This window comes from Caenimonas terrae, from assembly GCF_042655405.1.
GTDB lineage: Bacteria > Pseudomonadota > Gammaproteobacteria > Burkholderiales > Burkholderiaceae_C > Ramlibacter > Ramlibacter terrae_A.
The window spans coordinates 418944-435632 of sequence record NZ_JBHSMF010000009.1; the positions used below are offsets into that span (position 1 = coordinate 418944).

The following is a 16689-nucleotide window of genomic DNA, read 5'->3' on the forward strand; positions in this document are numbered from 1 at the left end:
CGGTCAGCGCTGCTGCATCGCCGGATGGGCGTCGGCCGGCATCGGGTCCATGTAGCCCCGGCCGTCCTTGACGCCCTTGCGGCCCAGGATCTCCCACGCGGTCTGCTGGTTCACCAGGCGCGCCAGGTATTCCATTTCCTCGTCGGTGTGGTTGATGGCGGCGGCCGGCGCCAGCAGCCGGCCCTGCTGCGGCTGGGCCTCGGCCCAGAACGACTGGTGGTAGCTCGAGCGCGACACCAGCCGGTCGTCGCCGGCGCTCATGTCCACCGTGCCGTAGCAATTGCAGAAGTAGCTGCGATAGCCCTCGTCGGGCCGCACCTCGGTGTACACCCCGGTGCCGCGGATGCCGGCGGTCAGGGTGGGCGTGACGATCTGGCGGCTGGTGCCGCGGCCCCAGACGCTGGCCACGGCGCCGGTCAGCATCCGCAGCACGCTGACCGTGTTGAGCGTGATGCCGCGCTCCACCGAGAAGCGCGAGTTCTGCCGCACCAGGAACGACGAGTTGCCGATCGCGAACACCAGGTGCGAGCCCGGGCCGGTGGCGAGCTGGTCGCCGGTCTGCACCTGGCGCTGGGGCAGCAGGCGCTCGCCGTTGATGGTGGCGTCGCCCACCAGTTCCACGATGTTGCTGCGCTGCTGCGCATGGGCGGCCGCGAAGCCGCCCATCGCCGTCCAGGCGGCCGCGGCCTGGATGAAGCTGCGGCGCTGGTACCACAGGACCTCTTGTTCGGTGCGGCCGGCCAGGGTGTGTTGCGTCATGTGGACTCTCCGGGTGGTGGGGCTTCGTCGGTGACGAAGCTGTCGCGAAAACTGAAATAGATCGAGGTCAGGAACATCGCCGTCATCAGCGTCAGCAGCGGATAGAAGACGTTCTCCACCATCGGCGGCCCGCCCAGCGCCACCGCCACCAGCGTCGTCGCCGCGACCATCGCCAGCAGCACTGCCGACCACGCCAGCCCGAACACCAGCATGGCGCCGAAATTGCGCAGGCAGGCGACGATGCTGAAGAACAGGCTCTTGACCGGCGCGACGCCGTGCCAGTGCACCAGTGCAGGAGCATGCCAGAACAGCATCGACAGCGGCAACGTCAGCAGGCTCATGACCAGGTAGAACATGCCAAGTTGTGCCTGTCCCGCGGCAGTTGTCGCCTCGGCGGCGGCCGGCGGCGGCGTCACCATGCCGGCGATCGTGATGGCCGCGAACCAGCCGGCCCCGTACAGGACGCCGAGCACCAGCATCGCGCTGGCGCGTGCCCGGCCGACCCGGAATGCGCTCAGGAGCACGGTCGGCATCGGGAATTTCCCGCTCGCGGCCTGCTGGGAGGCCGCCATCATGCCCAGGGTCGCGGCCGGCACCAGCACCGACGACACGGCGGCGCCGACCAGGGGGATATGCGCCAGCAGCCACATCGCCCCGGCGTAAAGGGAAAACAGCCCGGCGAGGGCCAGCGGTTGCCGGAAGAAGGTGGTGATGCCGAGCCTGACCCATGTCAAGCCAGTACGCGCCGGAACGATGTTTAGTTTCATGACGTTGCCGCGTAAAGGGCCGGCGGGTGCGCCACCCGCTGGCGCAGCACCCGCTCGAAGTGAGATGGGTCGTGCGGCTTGAGCAGGGCCGCTTCGCGCGGCAGGTGGAAGTCCCACAGCCGCGAGATCCAGAAGCGCAGGGCGCCGGCCCGCAGCATCGCCGGCAGCAGCTGCCGCTCGGCCGAGGCCAGCGGCCGTACCGACGCATAGGCCCGCAGGAAGGCGGCGGCGCGCGCGGCGTCGTGGGCCCCGGTGGGCAGGTCGACGCACCAGTCGTTCAGGCAGACCGCGATGTCGAACAGCCAGCTGTCGACGCCGGCGAAGTAGAAATCGAAAAAGCCGGTCAGCTCGCCGTCCTCGAACATCACGTTGTCGCGGAACAGGTCGGCGTGGATCGGCCCGCGTGGCAGTGCTGCATACGCCGACGACGCGGCGACGTGGTTCTGGAACGCCAGTTCGCTGCGCAGCAGGGCGGCCTGGTCGGGATCCACGTGCGGCAGCACCACCGGCACCGTCTCGTTCCACCAGGCGAGGCCGCGCAGGTTCGGCTGGCTCAGCGGAAAGTCGCGCGCCGCCAGGTGCATGCGCGCCAGCATCGCACCGACTTCGGCGCAGTGCCGCGCGCCGGGCGCCAGTTCGCTGTGGCCGCGCAGGCGGTTGACCACCGCCGCCGGCTTGCCGGCCACCTCCAGCAGCAGGTTCTCCTGCTTCTGCCCGGGCACGGCATGCGGCTCGGGCACCGGAATGCCGTGCAGCGCCAGGTGCTTCATCAGCCGCAGGTAAAAGGGCAGCTGCGCGGGCGACAGCCGTTCGAACAGGGTCAGGACGAACTGGCCCTGGTCGGTGGTGGCGAAGTAGTTGGTGTTCTCGATGCCGCCGTGGATGCCGCGCAATTCGCGCAGCTCGCCCAGCTGCAACCGGCGCAGCAGTTCGCGCGCCTCTTCCTCGGCGACTTGCGTGAAGACCGCCATCTCAGAACCGGAACAGGTTCCAGACCCGCTGGCTGGTGGGCGTGGACAGGCCGTCGCGGTTGTCGGCCGGCCGGCTGCGCGCCAGGTCGGTCGGCTGGAATTCGTATTCCGGCACGTTGGCCTTGGGCTGCACGGTGATGCTTTGCGTCTGGCCGCCGACCCGCAGCTCGTCGATCCGGGCGCCGCCATCCTCGACCCGGATGCGTTCGATCTTCTGGTTCTTGCGCGGATCGGGCCGCTCTTCGGGCTGCGTCAGCGCAGGGGCGGGCTGGGCCGACACCGCGGTCCAGGCCAGCAGGGGGAGCAGGAGGAGGCAACGGGAACGCATGGCGGGATTGTAGGGCGGCGGGCGGGGCCGGTCCGGCGGGGCAAAATGCCCGGATGAGCGACACGACAAACGAAGAAGCCCCCGCCAAGACCCTGCTGCTGGTCGACGGCTCCAGTTACCTGTACCGCGCCTTCCATGCGATGCCCGACCTGCGGGCCGTTCCCGGCGATCCCGCCAGCCCGGCCACCGGTGCGATCCGCGGAATGATCAACATGATGCAGAAGCTGCGCAAGGACGTGCGGGCCGACTACGCGGCCTGCGTGTTCGACGCGCCGGGCAAGACCTTCCGCGACGACCTCTATCCGCAATACAAGGCCAACCGCTCGCCGATGCCCGACGACCTGCGCTCGCAGATCCCGGCCATCCACGAGGTGGTGCGCCTGCTCGGATGGAAGGTGCTGCACGTGGAAGGCGTCGAGGCCGACGACGTGATCGGCACGCTGTCGTGCATGGCGACCGAGCGCGGCATCGACACCGTGATCTCCAGCGGCGACAAGGACCTGAGCCAGCTGGTCAACGAGCGGGTGGTGGTGATCGACACCATGAACGACCGCCGGCGCGACCTGGCCGGCGTCGAAGCGGAGTTCGGCGTGCCGCCCAGCCTGATGGTGGACTACCAGACGCTGGTGGGCGATTCGGTGGACAACGTGCCGGGCGTCGACAAGGTCGGCCCCAAGACCGCGGTCAAGCTGCTCAAGGAATACGGCTCGCTGGATGCGCTGGTGGCGCGCGCCCACGAGATCAAGGGCGCGGTCGGCGAGAACCTGCGCAAGGCGCTGGACTGGCTGCCGCAGGGCCGGGCGCTGCTGACCATCCGCAAGGATTGCGACCTCAAGGACCACATCCCCGGCCTGCCGGCGCTGGAAGACATCGTGATCGGCGGCCAGCAGGTGGAGGAGCTCAAGGCCTTCTACGAGCGCTACGGCTTCAAGGGCCTGGTCAAGCAGCTGGAGATCCACGACGTGCCGCCCGAGCTGATCGAGGAGCACCGCAGCAAGAAGAAGGTCGGCGCCGGCCCCGGACCGGGCGGCCTGTTCGAGGAGCCGGACCTGTCGGGGCTGTCGCAGGCCACCAACCTGCACTACGACACCATCTTCACCTGGGAGCAGTTCGACGACTGGCTGGCGCGGCTGCAAGCATGCGAGCTGGCCGCGATCGACACCGAGACCAGTTCGCTGGACGAAATGCTGGCCGAGATCATCGGCCTGTCGTTCAGCGTCAAGCCGGGCGAGGCGGCCTACGTGCCGCTGGCCCACAGCTACGGCGACGCGCCCGACCAGCTGCCGCGGGAAGAGGTGCTGGCCAAACTCAAGCCCTGGCTGGAGAACCCCGACAAGAAGAAGCTGGGCCAGCACATCAAGTACGACCGCCACGTGTTCGCCAACCACGGCATCGAGGTGCGGGGTTACGAGCACGACACCATGCTGCAAAGCTACGTGCTGGAGGTCCACAAGCCGCACGGGCTGGCCAGCCTGGCCGAGCGCCACCTGGGACGCAGCGGCATCGACTACGAAACCATCGCCGGCAAGGGCGCGCACCAGATCCCGTTCGCGCAGGTGTCGGTGGACAAGGCGGCCGAATATTCCTGCGAGGACTCGGACCAGACGCTCGACGTGCACCAGGTGCTGTGGCCGCGGCTGCAGGCCGACCGCAAGCTGCGCTTCATCTACGAGCTGGAGATGAAGAGCAGCGAGGCGCTGTACCGCGTCGAGCGCAACGGCGTGCTGATCGACGCGCCGATGCTGGCCAAACAAAGCGGCGAGCTCGGGGCCCGCATCCTGCAGCTGGAACAGGAGGCGCACGAGCTGGCCGGCCAGCCGTTCAACCTGGGCAGCCCCAAGCAGATCGGCGAGGTGCTGTTCACCAAGCTGGGGCTGCCGGTGGTGAAGAAGACCCCCAGCGGCGTGCCGAGCACCGACGAAGAGGTGCTGGAGAAGCTGGCGGAGGACTATCCCCTGCCGGCCAAGCTGCTCGAACACCGCAGCCTGTCCAAGCTCAAGGGCACGTACACCGACAAGCTGGCGCAGATGGCGCATCCGCGCACCGGCCGCGTGCACACGCACTATGCGCAGGCCGTTGCAGTCACCGGGCGCTTGTCCAGCAACGACCCCAACCTGCAGAACATCCCGGTCAAGACCGCCGAGGGCCGGCGCGTGCGCGAGGCCTTCGTCGCCCCGCCGGGACACAAGATCGCCAGCGCCGACTACAGCCAGATCGAGCTGCGCATCATGGCGCACTTGAGCGAGGACGAAGCCCTGCTGCGCGCCTTCACCGAAGGCATGGACGTGCACCGCGCGACCGCCGCCGAGGTGTTCGGCGTCGCGCCGGCGGACGTCAGCAGCGAGCAGCGCCGCTACGCCAAGGTGATCAACTTCGGCCTGATCTACGGCATGAGCAGCTTCGGGCTGGCGCGCAACCTGGGCATCGAGACCAAGGCGGCGGCCAACTACATCGAGCGCTATTTCCAGCGCTATCCGGGCGTGAAGAACTACATGGACGAAACCCGGCTCTCGGCCAAGAGCAAGGGCTATGTGGAGACGGTGTTCGGCCGGCGGCTGTACCTGCCGGAGATCAATTCACCCAACGGCCCGCGCCGCGGCGGCGCCGAGCGGGCCGCCATCAACGCGCCGATGCAGGGGACGGCCGCCGACCTGATCAAGCTCGCCATGGTGAAGGTGCAGGACGTGCTGGACGAGCAGAAGCGCGGCACCAGGATGATCATGCAGGTGCACGACGAACTGGTGTTCGAGGTGCCCGACGACGAGGTCGACTGGCTGATGACCGAGATCCCGCGCCTGATGGCCGGCGTCGCCGAACTGAAGGCGCCGCTGCTGGCCGAGATCGGGGTCGGCGAGAACTGGGAAAAGGCGCACTGAGCGCGCGCCGGCCGGCCTTCAGCCGCAGCGCACCCGCGTCACCTTGCCGCTGGCGTCCAGTTCCAGCGTGAGGCGGTCGGCGCGGAACTCCATCGTGATGATCTGGCCCGGGCGCACTGTGCGCACCACGCCGGCCCCGGAGCGCTCGCGGGCCTGGTCCTGGATCGCCAGCCCGGCGTCGTGGCCGATCGCGAACTGCGCCTTGGACGCATCGCAGCTTCCCGGCGCGGGGTTGGCGGTGGCGGGCGGTTCCGCGGGCGTCGCGGCGCAGGCGCCGATCGCCAGCATCGTGGTCACCAGGAGGGGGCTTGCGAGTGCGAACAGATGCTTGCGTCGACGTTCCATGGCAGTTTCCTTTTGCCAGAGCGTACGCCTGATGCGACGGCTGCGCTTGTAGGAGCGGTCGCACAGGCTTGTGCGCCGGAGCCGGCCCCCGCCGCCACGGCAGGCTCACTAGACTGGCCGCTTCCCAGGAGTTGCCAATGATTTTCCCCAACGACACTCCCGCCGCAGGCCTCACGCGGCGCGAAGTGCTCTGCGCCGCCACCGCGGTGGCGGCCGGTCCCGCCGCACTGAAGGGCGCCGGCGCGCAAGGCACGCCGTCGACGCCCGCAGCCGCCGCCGATCCGGCGCCCCAGCTGCTCACCACCCAGCTCAATGTCAACGGCAGGCTGTACGACCTGACGGCCGACGCCCGCACCACGCTGCTCGACGCGCTGCGCGAACGGCTCGGGCTGGGCGGCACCAAGAAGGGCTGCGACCACGGCCAGTGCGGGGCCTGCACCGTGCTGGTCGACGGCCGCCGCATCAACTCCTGCCTGACGCTGGCGGCGATGCACGACGGCCAGGCAATCACCACGATCGAGGGCTTCGCCAGCGCAGAGCAGCTGCATCCGCTGCAACAGGCCTTCCTCAAGCACGACGGCTTCCAATGCGGTTACTGCACCCCCGGGCAGATCTGTTCGGCCGCCGGCATGCTGGCCGAGGCCAAGGCCGGCATGCCCAGCAACGTGACCGCGGACCTGCGCCAGCAACCGCTGCTGTCGGCCGAGGAGATCCGCGAGCGCATGAGCGGCAACATCTGCCGCTGCAGCGCCTATCCCAACATCGTCGCCGCCATCGAGGAAGTTGCAGGGGGCCGCTCGTGAAAGCCTTCAGCTACGAACGGGCGGCGACGCCCGAAGCCGCGGCGCAGGCCGTTGCCGGCCGGGCCGGCGCCAAGTTCATTGCCGGCGGCACCAACCTGCTGGACCTGATGAAGCTGCAGGTGGAGACGCCGGTGCACCTGGTGGACGTCAACCGGCTCGGGCTGGACCGGATCGAGGATCTGGCCGGCGGCGGGCTGCGCATCGGCGCGATGGTGCGCAACAGCGACCTCGCGGCCGACATGCGGGTGCGCCAGCGTTACCCGGTGCTCAGTCGCGCCCTGCTGGCCGGCGCCTCGGGCCAGCTGCGCAACAAGGCCACCACCGGCGGCAACCTGCTGCAACGCACCCGCTGCTATTACTTCTACGACACCAGCAAGCCGTGCAACAAGCGCCAGCCCGGCACCGGCTGTTCGGCCATCGGCGGCTTCAACCGCATCCATGCGGTGGTCGGCGCCAGCGACCAGTGCATCGCGGTCCATCCGTCGGACATGGCGGTGGCGATGCGCGTGCTCGATGCGCAGGTGGAGACGGTCTCGCCGCAAGGCGCGCGCCGCGTGATCCCGATCGCCGATTTCCACCGGCTGCCCGGCAACACGCCGAACGTCGAGACGAACCTGCAGCCAGGCGAGTTCATCACCGGCGTGACGCTGCCGCCGGCGCCGCCCGGCCGGCAGGTGTACCGCAAGGTGCGCGACCGCGCCTCCTACGCCTTCGCGCTGGTGTCCGTGGCCGCGATCGTCGACGCTTCCGGCGGCACGGTGCGCCAGGCCCGCATGGCCTTCGGCGGCCTGGCCCACAAGCCCTGGCGCGTGCCCGAGGCGGAAGCCCGGCTGGCGAACGCGGGCGCCGCCGCCGCCAGCTTCGGCGCTGCCGCCGATGCGGTGCTGGCCGGCGCCCGCGGCCAGGGCCACAACGATTTCAAGATTGCGCTGGCAAGGCGCGTGCTGGCCGGCGTGCTGGCCGAGGCCAGCCGGCCCGAAGGACGAGCATGATCGAGATGAACCAACCGGCACCGCCCAACGCGCTGGACCGCAACGAGCACCGCAACATCGGCGCGCCGCTGGACCGGGTGGACGGCCGGCTCAAGGTGATGGGCGCCGCGCCTTACGCCTACGAGGTGAAGGAAGGGGCAAAGCCGGCCTACGGCTTCATCGTCGAGAGCACCATCGCCAAGGGCCGCGTCGCTGCCATCGACACGGCAGCCGCGGAGCGCGCGCCCGGCGTGCTGATGGTGATGACGCACCGCAATGCGCCCAGGCAGGCACCGTTCTCGCTGGAAGGCGAGGACCGCTTCGCGCGGCCCAAGCCTTACCTGAACGATCCGCAGGTGCAGTATTACGGCGAGCCGGTCGCCTTCGTGGTGGCGGAGACCTTCGAGCAGGCGCGCGCCGCCGCGCAGATGGTGCGCATCAGCTATGCGCAGCAGAAGGGCGAGTACGAACTGCAACCCAACCTGGGGAAGGCCGAGAAGCCCAAGGGCGGGGCCGGCAGGGAGCCGGACAGCGACGTCGGCGACTTCGAGCCTGCGTTCACCGCGGCGCCGGTGCGCATCGACGCGACCTACACGACGCCGTTCCACATCCACGCCCAGATGGAACCGCATGCCAGCCTGGCCTGGTGGGAGGGCGACCGCGTCATCATCCACTGCTCGTCGCAGCTGCTGGAGAGCGCGCAGAAATGCGTCTCCAACACATTGCAGATCCCCAACGAGAACGTGCGCATCGTCAGCCGCTACATCGGCGGCGGCTTCGGCGGCAAGCTGCCGATCTACGCCGACGTGCTGCTCAGCGCGATGGCTGCGCGCGAGCTCAAGCGCCCGGTAAAAACGGCGCTGACGCGCCAGCAGATGTTCCACGTCACCACCCACCGCTCGGACACCATCCAGCGGCTGCGGCTGGGCGCCACCCGCGACGGCGTGCTGACGGCGATCGGCCACGAGTCGTGGTCGCACAGCGCACGCTTCGACGACTTCTACGAAAGCGCCGCCAAGCAGACCCGCTCGCTCTACGCCGGCGCCAACCGGATGACGCGGCACCGCAGTGTCAGGCTCGACCTGCCGGTGTCCGATTCCGCCCGCGCGCCCGGCGAGGCGGTGGGCCTGCTGGCGCTGGAGTGCGCGATGGACGAACTGGCGCACCAATTGCGGATGGACCCGATCGAACTGCGGCTGCGCAACGAGCCGACGGAGGATCCGGAAAAGCACATTCCCTATTCCAGCCGGCAGCTGGTGGCCTGCATGCAGGAGGGCGCGCGCCGCTTCGGCTGGAACAAGCGCAGCGCCCAGCCCGGCCAGCTGCGCGAGGGCCGCTGGCTGGTCGGAACCGGCATGTGCGCCGCCACCCGCGGCAACCTGCTGCGGGCGGCCAAGTGCAAGGTCACGCTGCAGGGCGACGGCATGCTGGTGGCGCGGATGTCGATGACCGACATCGGCACCGGCAGCTACACCGTCTTCACGCAGATCGCCGCCGAGATGCTGGGCCTGCCGGTCGAGAAGGTGAGCATGCAGCTGGGCGACAGCGACTTTCCCGAGACCGCCGGGTCCGGCGGCTCCTTCGGCGCGGCCAGCGCCGGCTCGGCCCTGTACGACGCCTGCGAGAACCTGCGGACCAAGCTTGCGCAATCGGCCGGCATCGACCCGGCGCAGGCGCGGTTCGGCGGCGGCATGGTGTCCGGCGGCGGAAAGACCGCGCACCTGGACAAGCTGGCCGGCAGTTCGGGCGTCGAGGCGCAGGGCGAGATCAAGCCCGGCGAGATGGAAAAGAAGTTCTCGCAGCAGGCCTACGGCGCCTTCTTCGCCGAGGTCGGGGTCGACCTCGACTCCGGCGAGATCCGGCTGCGCCGCATGCTGGGCGTGTTCGCGGCCGGCCGCATCCTGAATGCGAAGACGGCGCGCTCGCAGGCGATCGGCGGAATGATCTGGGGCGTGGGATCGGCGCTGCACGAGGAGGCGGTGGTCGATCCGCGCCACGGTTTCTTCGTCAACCACGACATCGCGGAATACCACGTGCCGGTGCATGCCGACATCCCGGCGATCGACGCGGTCTTCCTGCCCGAGGTGGACGACAAGACCAATCCGCTGAAGATCAAGGGCGTGGGCGAGCTGGGGATCAGCGGCGCCGGCGCCGCGGTCGCCAATGCGGTGTTCAACGCCACCGGCGTGCGCATCCGCGACTACCCGCTGACGCTGGACAAGGTGCTGGCGGGCCTGCCCGCCTGACGCCCGCCCGCTGGCGAATCCGCCGTGCAGCGCCTATAAATCGGCGTCCACTGCGCGGAGGTTTCCATGGCCATGTCCATCGAAGGGCGGCGCCGGCTGTCCTTGCTGTTTGCCCTGACCGCTGCGGCCGCCTTGCCCGCCTGCGGGGGCGGCGGCGGCGAGCCCGGGGCCGGCGAGACGGCCATTCCGGCGCCGGTTGCCCAGCCGGTCCCGGCGCCGCTGGTGCAGCCGGCTGCGATCCCGGCCTCGGCAGCACCGCGCGATCCCGGCGCGCCGCCACCGCCGGCACCGACCCAGCCGCCGGCGCCGATCCACTGAGGCGCTACTTCTTCTCCGACCACAGCTCCCCGCCGGTGGCCCAGTCGCTGCGCTTGATGTCGTAGAGCAGCACGTCGACCGAGGCCGGCTGGCTGCCCAGCGTCTCGACCACGGCCTGGGTCAGGGCCTTGACCAGGTTCTTCTTCTGTTCGGGCGTGCGGCCCTCCATCAACTCGACTCGGATCGTGGGCATGGTTGCTCCTTGCAAGACAGTGAAGCGGCCGATTCTGCCAGCCGCGCCCGGGGCGGTTGCTAAGATCGACGCAGATGACATTGATCGCAATCCTGATCGCGACCCTGGCTGCCGGCATCGGCAGCGTCTGGCTCGCCGCCGGTTTGATGCGCGCCGGCATGCTGGCCTCCGGCGCCGACGGCAAGAGCCGGGTCGACGCGCAGAACCTCCTGAGCCTGGCGGCCGGTGCGTTGATGGCCACGTCGTTCATGCACCTGCTGCCCGAGGCGTTCGAAGGCCAGGCCGGCGCCAAGGCGCTGTTCGCCACGCTGCTGGTCGGGCTGGTGTTCTTCTTCCTGCTGGACAAGGCCGAACTCTGGCACCACGGCCACGAGCACCACCACCAGCGGGCGCAGCCGCATGGCCACGAGCTGGGCCACGGCCACGGCCATCACCACCGCGAGCCGCGTGCCGGCGGCTGGGCGGTGCTCACCGGCGACAGCGTGCATTGCTTCGGCGACGGCATCCTGATCGCCTCCGCATTCGTGGCCGACCTGCGGCTTGGCGCGGTGGCGGCGCTCGCGGTGCTGGCGCACGAGGTGCCGCACCACATCGGCGACCTGATGGTGCTGCGCCAGACCAGCCGCAACCGCAGCGCCGCGCTGGTGAAGGTGTCGCTGGCCGGCGCGGTTACTGCGCTTGGCGGCGTGGTCGGCTGGTGGCTGGTGGACGGACTGCACGCCTACCTTCCGTACTTCCTGGTGGTGGCCAGCAGCAGCTTCATCTACGTCGCGCTCGCTGACCTGATCCCGCAATTGCAGAAGCGCCTGTCGGCGCGCGAGACGCTGGCGCAGATCTTCTGGCTGCTGGCCGGCATCGCACTGGTGACGCTGGTGAGCAGCTTCACGCACATGCATTCGCAATAGCGCGCGCGAGTTCCCTCGGAAGTGAAACGGTGCGCATCATGCTCACCTTTTTGTAGCGTCGAGCTGTCCTACAAGGTTGCGCGCTTGTCCGACAATCCGCGCGGATGCAGCTCCTTATGGTGGAACCGAGGCCGCGTCGCAAGTCGACGCCGCTTCGCTTTCAACAGGGAGATTCCATGAAGACGTTTTATTCGAATGCACTGGCCGCCGCACTGGCGGCCGCCTTTGCCGCCGGCGGCGCACTGGCGCAGAGCAACACGCCCGGCGGCAACGGTCCGAGCGTCAGCACCACCGTGCCGGCGACGCCGGGAGCGAAGACCGCCGGCGTCAAGCCTGCCAAGGTGGCGCACGGCGACCGCAAGTTCATGACCAAGGTGGCCGCAGAGGGCATGTACGAGGTCGAGGTCGCGAAGCTGGCGGCCGGCAAGGCCAGCTCGCCGGAGCTGAAGACCTTCGCCAACATGATGGTCGACGACCACACCAAGGCCAATGCCGAACTGGCGCAGCTGGCCGGCAGCAGGGGCGTCGAGCTGCCGGCGGCACTCTCGCACGGCCAGCGCCGCGATCTCGAGAAGATGGGCAAGCGCAGCGGCGACCAGTTCGACCGCGAGTTCGCCAAGGAAGTCGGCCTCAAGGACCACAAGAAGGACATCAAGGCCTTCGAGAAGGAGAGCGGCAAGGCCAAGGACCCGGAGCTGAAGGCGTGGGTCGACAAGACCCTGCCGACCCTGCGCGCCCACCTGGACGCTGCCACCAAGCTGCCGCAAAACCAGGGCAAGGGTTGAGGCTGGAAGTGCAGTCCTACATGCGCGTCAGCCAGGCGCTGACAGCGCGTGCCGGGTGCGCGCCCTAAATTCGCATCAAGCCGCGCTGCCTGCGGCGCTCTCAAGGGGTTTCCGATGCGATGCAGTCCGAGTGCTCTCGTTGCCGTCCTGGCAACGCTGGGCCTTCCCGCCTGGGCCCAGGTGGGGGACGGCCCGGTGGCTCCGATGACGGCGCCGCCCACCATCTATTCATCCGCGCCGCCGTCGATCGCGGTCGCCGTGCCGCGGGCGCCGCGCCCGACCTTCGCTGCCGCCGCTGCCGTCTCCGCCACGCGGATGGCGCCGGAAGCACGCGAGGAGCGCATGTTCCTGCGCAACGCCGCCGCGCAGAGCCGCTTCGAGCTGGAAGCGTCGCGCCAGGCCTTCGCCAAGTCCAGCAACCCGCGTGTGCGCGAGCTGTCGGCCGCGCTGATCAACCACCACAACACCGTGGGTCTGGAGCTGGCGCACCTGCTCAACGCGCGCGGCATGGCCGCGCCCATGCTGAGCAACGAGCAGACCAGGGCGCTCAAGCGGATGAACAAGCTGGCCGGCAGCAAGTTCGACGCGGTCTACATGCAGCAGGTCGGGATGGGGCAAGCGGCGGTCGCGCGCGATTACGAAAAGGCCAGCGCGGTCATCCACGAGCCGCAGGTCAATGCCTGGATCGTGAAGACGCTGGCCAACACCCGCTACTTCCAGAACATGGCGGAGCGATCGTTGCCGGCCGATCCCCAGCTCGCCAGATGGAATCGCGCCGGCAAGCCGCAGACCAGGGCGCCGATGCCGGGCGTCCAGCCCGTGTCTTCCACCGCCACGGCGGTCCGGCTCAGCGTGTCGAATAGCCGGTGACGCGCCACTTGCCGTCGGCTTCGCGCACGGTGGTGATGACTTCCACCACTTCTTCCTTCTTGCTGAACTTGCTGCCGTAGATCACGGTGACGTAGTCGCCCGCCGGATAGCCTTCCAGCGTCGGCTTGTAGACGGCTTCCACCGGCTCGCGTTCGACGAAATCACCCAGGTCGCGCGCCTTCGGGATGCCGTCCATCCAGCTCGCCAGCGGAACCGCCTTGCGGAACATCGCCGAGGTGGTTTCCCAGGCGCGGCCCCAGTCGCGGCGGTCCAGCAGCAGCAACCAGCCGGAGGCGGCGAGGGTGGCGGCGGCGGCCTTTTCCTTGACTTCGGGTGAAGCTTGCGCTTCGGCGGCCGGCTCGGAAGCCGCGGCCGCGGGGGCTGGCTTGGCCGCCGGCGCTGTCTTGGGCGCGGCCTTGGACGGAAGCTTCAGCTGCGCGAAGGCGCTGCCGCAGGCAAGGGCGGCCGCGAGGACCAGGAGTGTGGGTTGGTAGGCTTTCATGCGGCGAGTCTAGCCCTCCCGTCCATCCCCTTGCCGCGGCCCCAGTGTTTTACCTGCCGTTGACGCCAGCAGCCTGGCCATCAGCCTGGCGTTGACCTGGCCCTGATCCTCCATGTTGGTGTTGAACAGCACCTGCACCTTGCCGGCGCGCTCGGCCACGGCCTTCACTTCCGGCACCAGCGCCGCCAGTTCGTCCTGCGAATACCAGTAGTCGAAGCGGCTGGAGGAGGCGGCCAGGCCCTTCATGTTCCAGGTGTCCCGGTTGCGGCCGTGCAGGCGCACGATGGCCAGCCGCGGATTGGTCACCTCCCAGATGCAGGGCACGCAATTGGCCACGCCCTGCGGGCCGTCCACGATGGTGTGGACCAGGCCCAGCCGGCGCTCGAAGTCCAGCGTGCGCCCCGTGTTCTCGCCGTCGAACCAGCTCTTGTTGCGGAACTCCGCGGCCAGCAGGTGGCCCGGCATCTTCTGCACGCAGTGTTCGACGTGCGCCAGGCCTTCGCGGTTGCGCAGCAGCCAGGGCGCGAACTGGAAGTGCACCGCGCCCAGCTTGCCGGCCTCGCGCAGCGGCGCCAGCGCCTCGATGAAGCGCCGCCACAGCTCGTCGCGGATCTCCGCCGGCGTGTCCTTGTAGTAAAGCACCTTGGGCGCGTCCGGCCCCAGCGCCTGCTGCAGGTCCTTGTGCAGCACCGCCGGCGAGGTCTGGTGGCCGGTGAACAGGCGGAACGCCTTCACGTTGAAGGTGAAGTGCTCCGGCGTGCGGTCGGCCCACAGCTGCGCGTTGCCCGGGGTCGGCATGCCGTAGTAGCTCGAGTCCACTTCGACCACCGGGAACTGCGTCGCGTAATAGCGCAGCCGCGCTTCCGGCGTCCTGGCGTCGGGCGGATAGAAGCGGCCGCAGGCGATCAGGGTCTTGTCGGTCCAGGAGGCCGTGCCGATCTCGATGTTGCTCACTGTATTAATATACAGCCGATGGACGATCTGAACCAGGCGCAGCGGGAGGCGGTGCAGCACGGCACCGGCGAATCCGCCGCCGACACCCGTGCGCTGCTGGTGATCGCCGGCGCCGGCTCGGGCAAGACCAGCACGCTGGCGCACCGCGTCGCCAACCTGATCCGCCACGGCGCCGATCCCCAGCGCATGCTGCTGCTCACCTTCAGCCGGCGCGCGGCGCAGGAGATGGAGCGGCGCGTCGGCGGCGTGCTGCAGCAGGCGCTGGGCCTGCCGGCCGGCCAGAGCGTGCCGCAGCTGCCGTGGAGCGGCACCTTCCACAGCATCGGCGCGCGGCTGCTGCGCGAGTACGCCGGCCGCATCGGCCTGCATGAGGATTTCACCATCCACGACCGCGGCGACGCCGAGGACCTGATTGGCCTGGTGCGGCACGAGATCGGCTTGTCCGCGGCCAAGAGCCGCTTCCCGCTCAAGGGCACCTGCCTGGGCATCTACTCGCGGGTGCTCAACACGCGCGACCCGCTGGACAAGGTGCTGCAGGAGATCTATCCGTGGTGCACCCAGTGGGAGGCCGAACTGAAGAAGCTGTTCGGCGCCTACGTGGAGGCCAAGCAGCAGCAGAACGTGCTCGATTACGACGACCTGCTGCTGTTCTGGGCCGAGATGGTGGCCGAGCCCGCGCTGGCGCAGGAACTGGGCGCGCGCTTCGACCAGGTGCTGGTGGACGAATACCAGGACACCAACCGGCTGCAGGCCGAGATCGTGCTGGCGATGAAGCCGAGCGGGCAGGGCGTCACGGTGGTCGGCGACGACGCCCAGAGCATCTATTCCTTCCGCGGCGCGACGGTGCGCAACATCCTGGACTTCCCGCACCAGTTCACCCAGCCGGCGCGGATCGTCACGCTGGAGCGCAATTACCGCAGCACCATGCCGATCCTGGAGGCCAGCAATGCGGTGATCGCGCAGGCCAGCGAGCGGCATGCCAAGACGCTGTGGACCGACAAGGCCTCCAGCCAGCGGGCGCAGCTGGTGCTGGTGCCGGACGAAGCGCAGCAGGCGCGCTGGGTGGCCGAGCAGGTGCTGCGCCAGCGCGAGGCCGGGACCAGGCTCACGGCGCAGGCGGTGCTGTTCCGCGCCAGCAACCACAGCGCGGCGCTGGAGCTGGAGCTGGCGCGGCGCAACATCCCGTTCGTGAAGTTCGGCGGCCTGAAGTTCCTGGAGGCCGCGCATGTGAAGGACCTGCTGGCCGTGCTGCGCTTCGCGCAGAACCCGCGCGGCCGGATGGCGGGCTTCCGGGTGACGCAGCTGATTGCCGGCATCGGTCCGGCCACCGCCACCCGGCTGCTCGATGCGATGGGCGAGGCGGCGCAGCCGCTGGCGGCGCTGCAGGCCTTCGAGCCGCCTGCGCAGGCCTTGCCGGAGTGGGCGGCATTCGCAACCCTCTATGCGCAGCTGCGCGATGCCCACGTGGCCTGGCCGGCGGACATGGAGCTGGCCAGGGACTGGTATCTGCCGCAGCTGGAGCGGCTGCACGACGACGCCCACGTGCGCAAGCTGGACATCGAGCAGCTGGTGCGGCTGGCGGCCGGCTACGGCAGCCGCGAGCGCTTCCTCACCGAGCTGACGCTCGATCCGCCGCAGGCCACCAGCGACCAGGCCGGCGTGCCGCACCTGGACGAGGACTACCTGATCCTGTCCACCATCCACAGCGCCAAAGGGCAGGAGTGGAAGGCGGTGCACGTGCTGAACGTGGTGGACGGCTGCATTCCCAGCGACATGGCCACCGGCACGCAGGCGGAGCTGGAGGAGGAGCGCCGGCTGCTCTACGTGGCGATGACGCGCGCCAAGGAGCACCTGCACCTGCTGGTGCCGCACCGCTTCTACGTCACGCAGCAGGGCTCGGGCGGCGACCGCCACGTCTACGCCGGCCGCACCCGCTTCATCAGCGAGGCGATGGCGGCGCAGTTCGAGCCGGTCACGTGGCCGGCCGCGGCCGCCGTCGCGCCCGCCGGGGCAGCGCCGTCCGCGCCATTGATGCAGGTGCGCGACCGGGCCCGGGCGGCCTGGAAGTAATCGGCCTAGACTTGCGTTTTTCCGTT

The 16689-nt window shown here is 69.4% G+C and carries 17 protein-coding genes; 9 read left to right on the forward strand and 8 right to left on the reverse strand.

Going from position 1 to position 16689, the window contains the following annotated elements:
• Positions 1–3: 3 nt before the first annotated feature.
• From ACFPOE_RS15830 to ACFPOE_RS15845, 4 genes are read right to left on the reverse strand one after another with little or no spacing between them, the layout of a single operon-like run.
• Positions 4–759: a FecR family protein gene (locus ACFPOE_RS15830; protein WP_376851091.1), complete on the reverse strand. Its 756-nt coding sequence runs from the start codon at positions 757–759 to the stop codon at positions 4–6.
• Positions 756–1526 (reverse strand): BPSS1780 family membrane protein, encoded by a 771-nt coding sequence (locus ACFPOE_RS15835; RefSeq protein WP_376851092.1) that lies wholly within the window; start codon positions 1524–1526, stop codon positions 756–758. Before ACFPOE_RS15835 ends, ACFPOE_RS15830 begins: the two co-directional genes overlap by 4 nt.
• The gene (locus ACFPOE_RS15840; protein WP_376851093.1) at positions 1523–2497 is read right to left on the reverse strand and encodes a homoserine kinase; all 975 of its coding nucleotides are present in this window, start codon (positions 2495–2497) and stop codon (positions 1523–1525) included. Before ACFPOE_RS15840 ends, ACFPOE_RS15835 begins: the two co-directional genes overlap by 4 nt.
• 1 nt (position 2498) lies before the next feature.
• Complete coding sequence (locus ACFPOE_RS15845) at positions 2499–2825, reverse strand: hypothetical protein (protein WP_376851094.1); 327 nt, start codon at positions 2823–2825, stop codon at positions 2499–2501.
• Positions 2826–2878: 53 nt separating this feature from the next.
• Here ACFPOE_RS15845 and polA point away from each other — a divergent pair, with 53 nt between their 5' ends.
• Positions 2879–5701 carry a DNA polymerase I gene (gene polA, locus ACFPOE_RS15850; RefSeq protein ID WP_376851095.1) on the forward strand — a complete coding sequence of 941 codons (2823 nt, stop codon included), beginning with the start codon at positions 2879–2881 and terminating at the stop codon, positions 5699–5701.
• An 18-nt stretch (positions 5702–5719) separates the two neighbouring features.
• Here the strand turns inward: polA and ACFPOE_RS15855 are convergent, their stop codons facing one another.
• Positions 5720–6046, reverse strand: coding sequence for an I78 family peptidase inhibitor (locus tag ACFPOE_RS15855; protein ID WP_376851096.1), 327 nt, complete (start codon positions 6044–6046; stop codon positions 5720–5722).
• A gap of 137 nt (positions 6047–6183) precedes the next feature.
• Between ACFPOE_RS15855 and ACFPOE_RS15860 the strand changes: the two genes are divergently transcribed.
• The 4 genes from ACFPOE_RS15860 to ACFPOE_RS15875 all read left to right on the forward strand — a co-directional run bounded on the left by ACFPOE_RS15860 (position 6184) and on the right by ACFPOE_RS15875 (position 10384).
• The gene (locus tag ACFPOE_RS15860; protein WP_376851097.1) at positions 6184–6849 is read left to right on the forward strand and encodes a 2Fe-2S iron-sulfur cluster-binding protein; all 666 of its coding nucleotides are present in this window, start codon (positions 6184–6186) and stop codon (positions 6847–6849) included.
• Positions 6846–7841, forward strand: coding sequence for an FAD binding domain-containing protein (locus ACFPOE_RS15865; RefSeq protein ID WP_376851098.1), 996 nt, complete (start codon positions 6846–6848; stop codon positions 7839–7841). The genes ACFPOE_RS15860 and ACFPOE_RS15865 overlap by 4 nt, the downstream gene beginning before the upstream one ends.
• The gene (locus ACFPOE_RS15870; RefSeq protein ID WP_376851909.1) at positions 7841–10066 is read left to right on the forward strand and encodes a molybdopterin cofactor-binding domain-containing protein; all 2226 of its coding nucleotides are present in this window, start codon (positions 7841–7843) and stop codon (positions 10064–10066) included. The genes ACFPOE_RS15865 and ACFPOE_RS15870 overlap by 1 nt, the downstream gene beginning before the upstream one ends.
• A gap of 66 nt (positions 10067–10132) precedes the next feature.
• Positions 10133–10384 (forward strand): hypothetical protein, encoded by a 252-nt coding sequence (locus tag ACFPOE_RS15875; RefSeq protein ID WP_376851099.1) that lies wholly within the window; start codon positions 10133–10135, stop codon positions 10382–10384.
• A 4-nt stretch (positions 10385–10388) separates the two neighbouring features.
• On the opposite strand, the gene ACFPOE_RS15880 is transcribed toward ACFPOE_RS15875, so the two are convergent.
• Positions 10389–10577, reverse strand: a complete 189-nt coding sequence (locus ACFPOE_RS15880) for a 4-oxalocrotonate tautomerase (protein WP_376851100.1) — start codon at positions 10575–10577, stop codon at positions 10389–10391.
• A gap of 74 nt (positions 10578–10651) precedes the next feature.
• Between ACFPOE_RS15880 and ACFPOE_RS15885 the strand changes: the two genes are divergently transcribed.
• From ACFPOE_RS15885 to ACFPOE_RS15895, 3 genes are all read left to right on the forward strand, one after another.
• A complete protein-coding gene (locus tag ACFPOE_RS15885) occupies positions 10652–11482 on the forward strand; it encodes a ZIP family metal transporter (protein WP_376851101.1) in 831 nt (276 codons plus the stop codon).
• A 176-nt stretch (positions 11483–11658) separates the two neighbouring features.
• The gene (locus ACFPOE_RS15890; protein ID WP_376851102.1) at positions 11659–12267 is read left to right on the forward strand and encodes a DUF4142 domain-containing protein; all 609 of its coding nucleotides are present in this window, start codon (positions 11659–11661) and stop codon (positions 12265–12267) included.
• 204 nt (positions 12268–12471) lie between these two features.
• Positions 12472–13137 (forward strand): DUF4142 domain-containing protein, encoded by a 666-nt coding sequence (locus ACFPOE_RS15895; RefSeq protein WP_376851104.1) that lies wholly within the window; start codon positions 12472–12474, stop codon positions 13135–13137.
• On the opposite strand, the gene ACFPOE_RS15900 is transcribed toward ACFPOE_RS15895, so the two are convergent.
• Both ACFPOE_RS15900 and ACFPOE_RS15905 read right to left on the reverse strand, forming a co-directional pair.
• On the reverse strand, positions 13115–13639 hold the full coding sequence (locus ACFPOE_RS15900; RefSeq protein WP_376851105.1) for a DUF4019 domain-containing protein: 525 nt from the start codon (positions 13637–13639) through the stop codon (positions 13115–13117). The genes ACFPOE_RS15895 and ACFPOE_RS15900 overlap by 23 nt on opposite strands.
• 9 nt (positions 13640–13648) lie before the next feature.
• Positions 13649–14593 (reverse strand): DUF72 domain-containing protein, encoded by a 945-nt coding sequence (locus ACFPOE_RS15905; protein ID WP_376851107.1) that lies wholly within the window; start codon positions 14591–14593, stop codon positions 13649–13651.
• Positions 14594–14611: 18 nt separating this feature from the next.
• Here ACFPOE_RS15905 and ACFPOE_RS15910 point away from each other — a divergent pair, with 18 nt between their 5' ends.
• On the forward strand, positions 14612–16663 hold the full coding sequence (locus tag ACFPOE_RS15910; RefSeq protein WP_376851108.1) for an ATP-dependent helicase: 2052 nt from the start codon (positions 14612–14614) through the stop codon (positions 16661–16663).
• Positions 16664–16689: the final 26 nt, after the last annotated feature.

Bases quoted from the DNA above. Each gene is read 5' to 3' on its own strand.
- ACFPOE_RS15875 (WP_376851099.1), top strand. From the start codon at position 10,133: ATGGCCATGTCCATCGAAGGGCGGCGCCGGCTGTCCTTGCTGTTTGCC.
- ACFPOE_RS15855 (WP_376851096.1), bottom strand. From the start codon at position 6,046: ATGGAACGTCGACGCAAGCATCTGTTCGCACTCGCAAGCCCCCTCCTG.
- ACFPOE_RS15900 (WP_376851105.1), bottom strand. From the start codon at position 13,639: ATGAAAGCCTACCAACCCACACTCCTGGTCCTCGCGGCCGCCCTTGCC.
- ACFPOE_RS15890 (WP_376851102.1), top strand. From the start codon at position 11,659: ATGAAGACGTTTTATTCGAATGCACTGGCCGCCGCACTGGCGGCCGCC.
- ACFPOE_RS15840 (WP_376851093.1), bottom strand. From the start codon at position 2,497: ATGGCGGTCTTCACGCAAGTCGCCGAGGAAGAGGCGCGCGAACTGCTG.
- ACFPOE_RS15910 (WP_376851108.1), top strand. From the start codon at position 14,612: ATGGACGATCTGAACCAGGCGCAGCGGGAGGCGGTGCAGCACGGCACC.
- ACFPOE_RS15830 (WP_376851091.1), bottom strand. From the start codon at position 759: ATGACGCAACACACCCTGGCCGGCCGCACCGAACAAGAGGTCCTGTGG.
- ACFPOE_RS15880 (WP_376851100.1), bottom strand. From the start codon at position 10,577: ATGCCCACGATCCGAGTCGAGTTGATGGAGGGCCGCACGCCCGAACAG.
- ACFPOE_RS15895 (WP_376851104.1), top strand. From the start codon at position 12,472: ATGACGGCGCCGCCCACCATCTATTCATCCGCGCCGCCGTCGATCGCG.
- polA (WP_376851095.1), top strand. From the start codon at position 2,879: ATGAGCGACACGACAAACGAAGAAGCCCCCGCCAAGACCCTGCTGCTG.
- ACFPOE_RS15845 (WP_376851094.1), bottom strand. From the start codon at position 2,825: ATGCGTTCCCGTTGCCTCCTCCTGCTCCCCCTGCTGGCCTGGACCGCG.
- ACFPOE_RS15885 (WP_376851101.1), top strand. From the start codon at position 10,652: ATGACATTGATCGCAATCCTGATCGCGACCCTGGCTGCCGGCATCGGC.
- ACFPOE_RS15835 (WP_376851092.1), bottom strand. From the start codon at position 1,526: ATGAAACTAAACATCGTTCCGGCGCGTACTGGCTTGACATGGGTCAGG.
- ACFPOE_RS15860 (WP_376851097.1), top strand. From the start codon at position 6,184: ATGATTTTCCCCAACGACACTCCCGCCGCAGGCCTCACGCGGCGCGAA.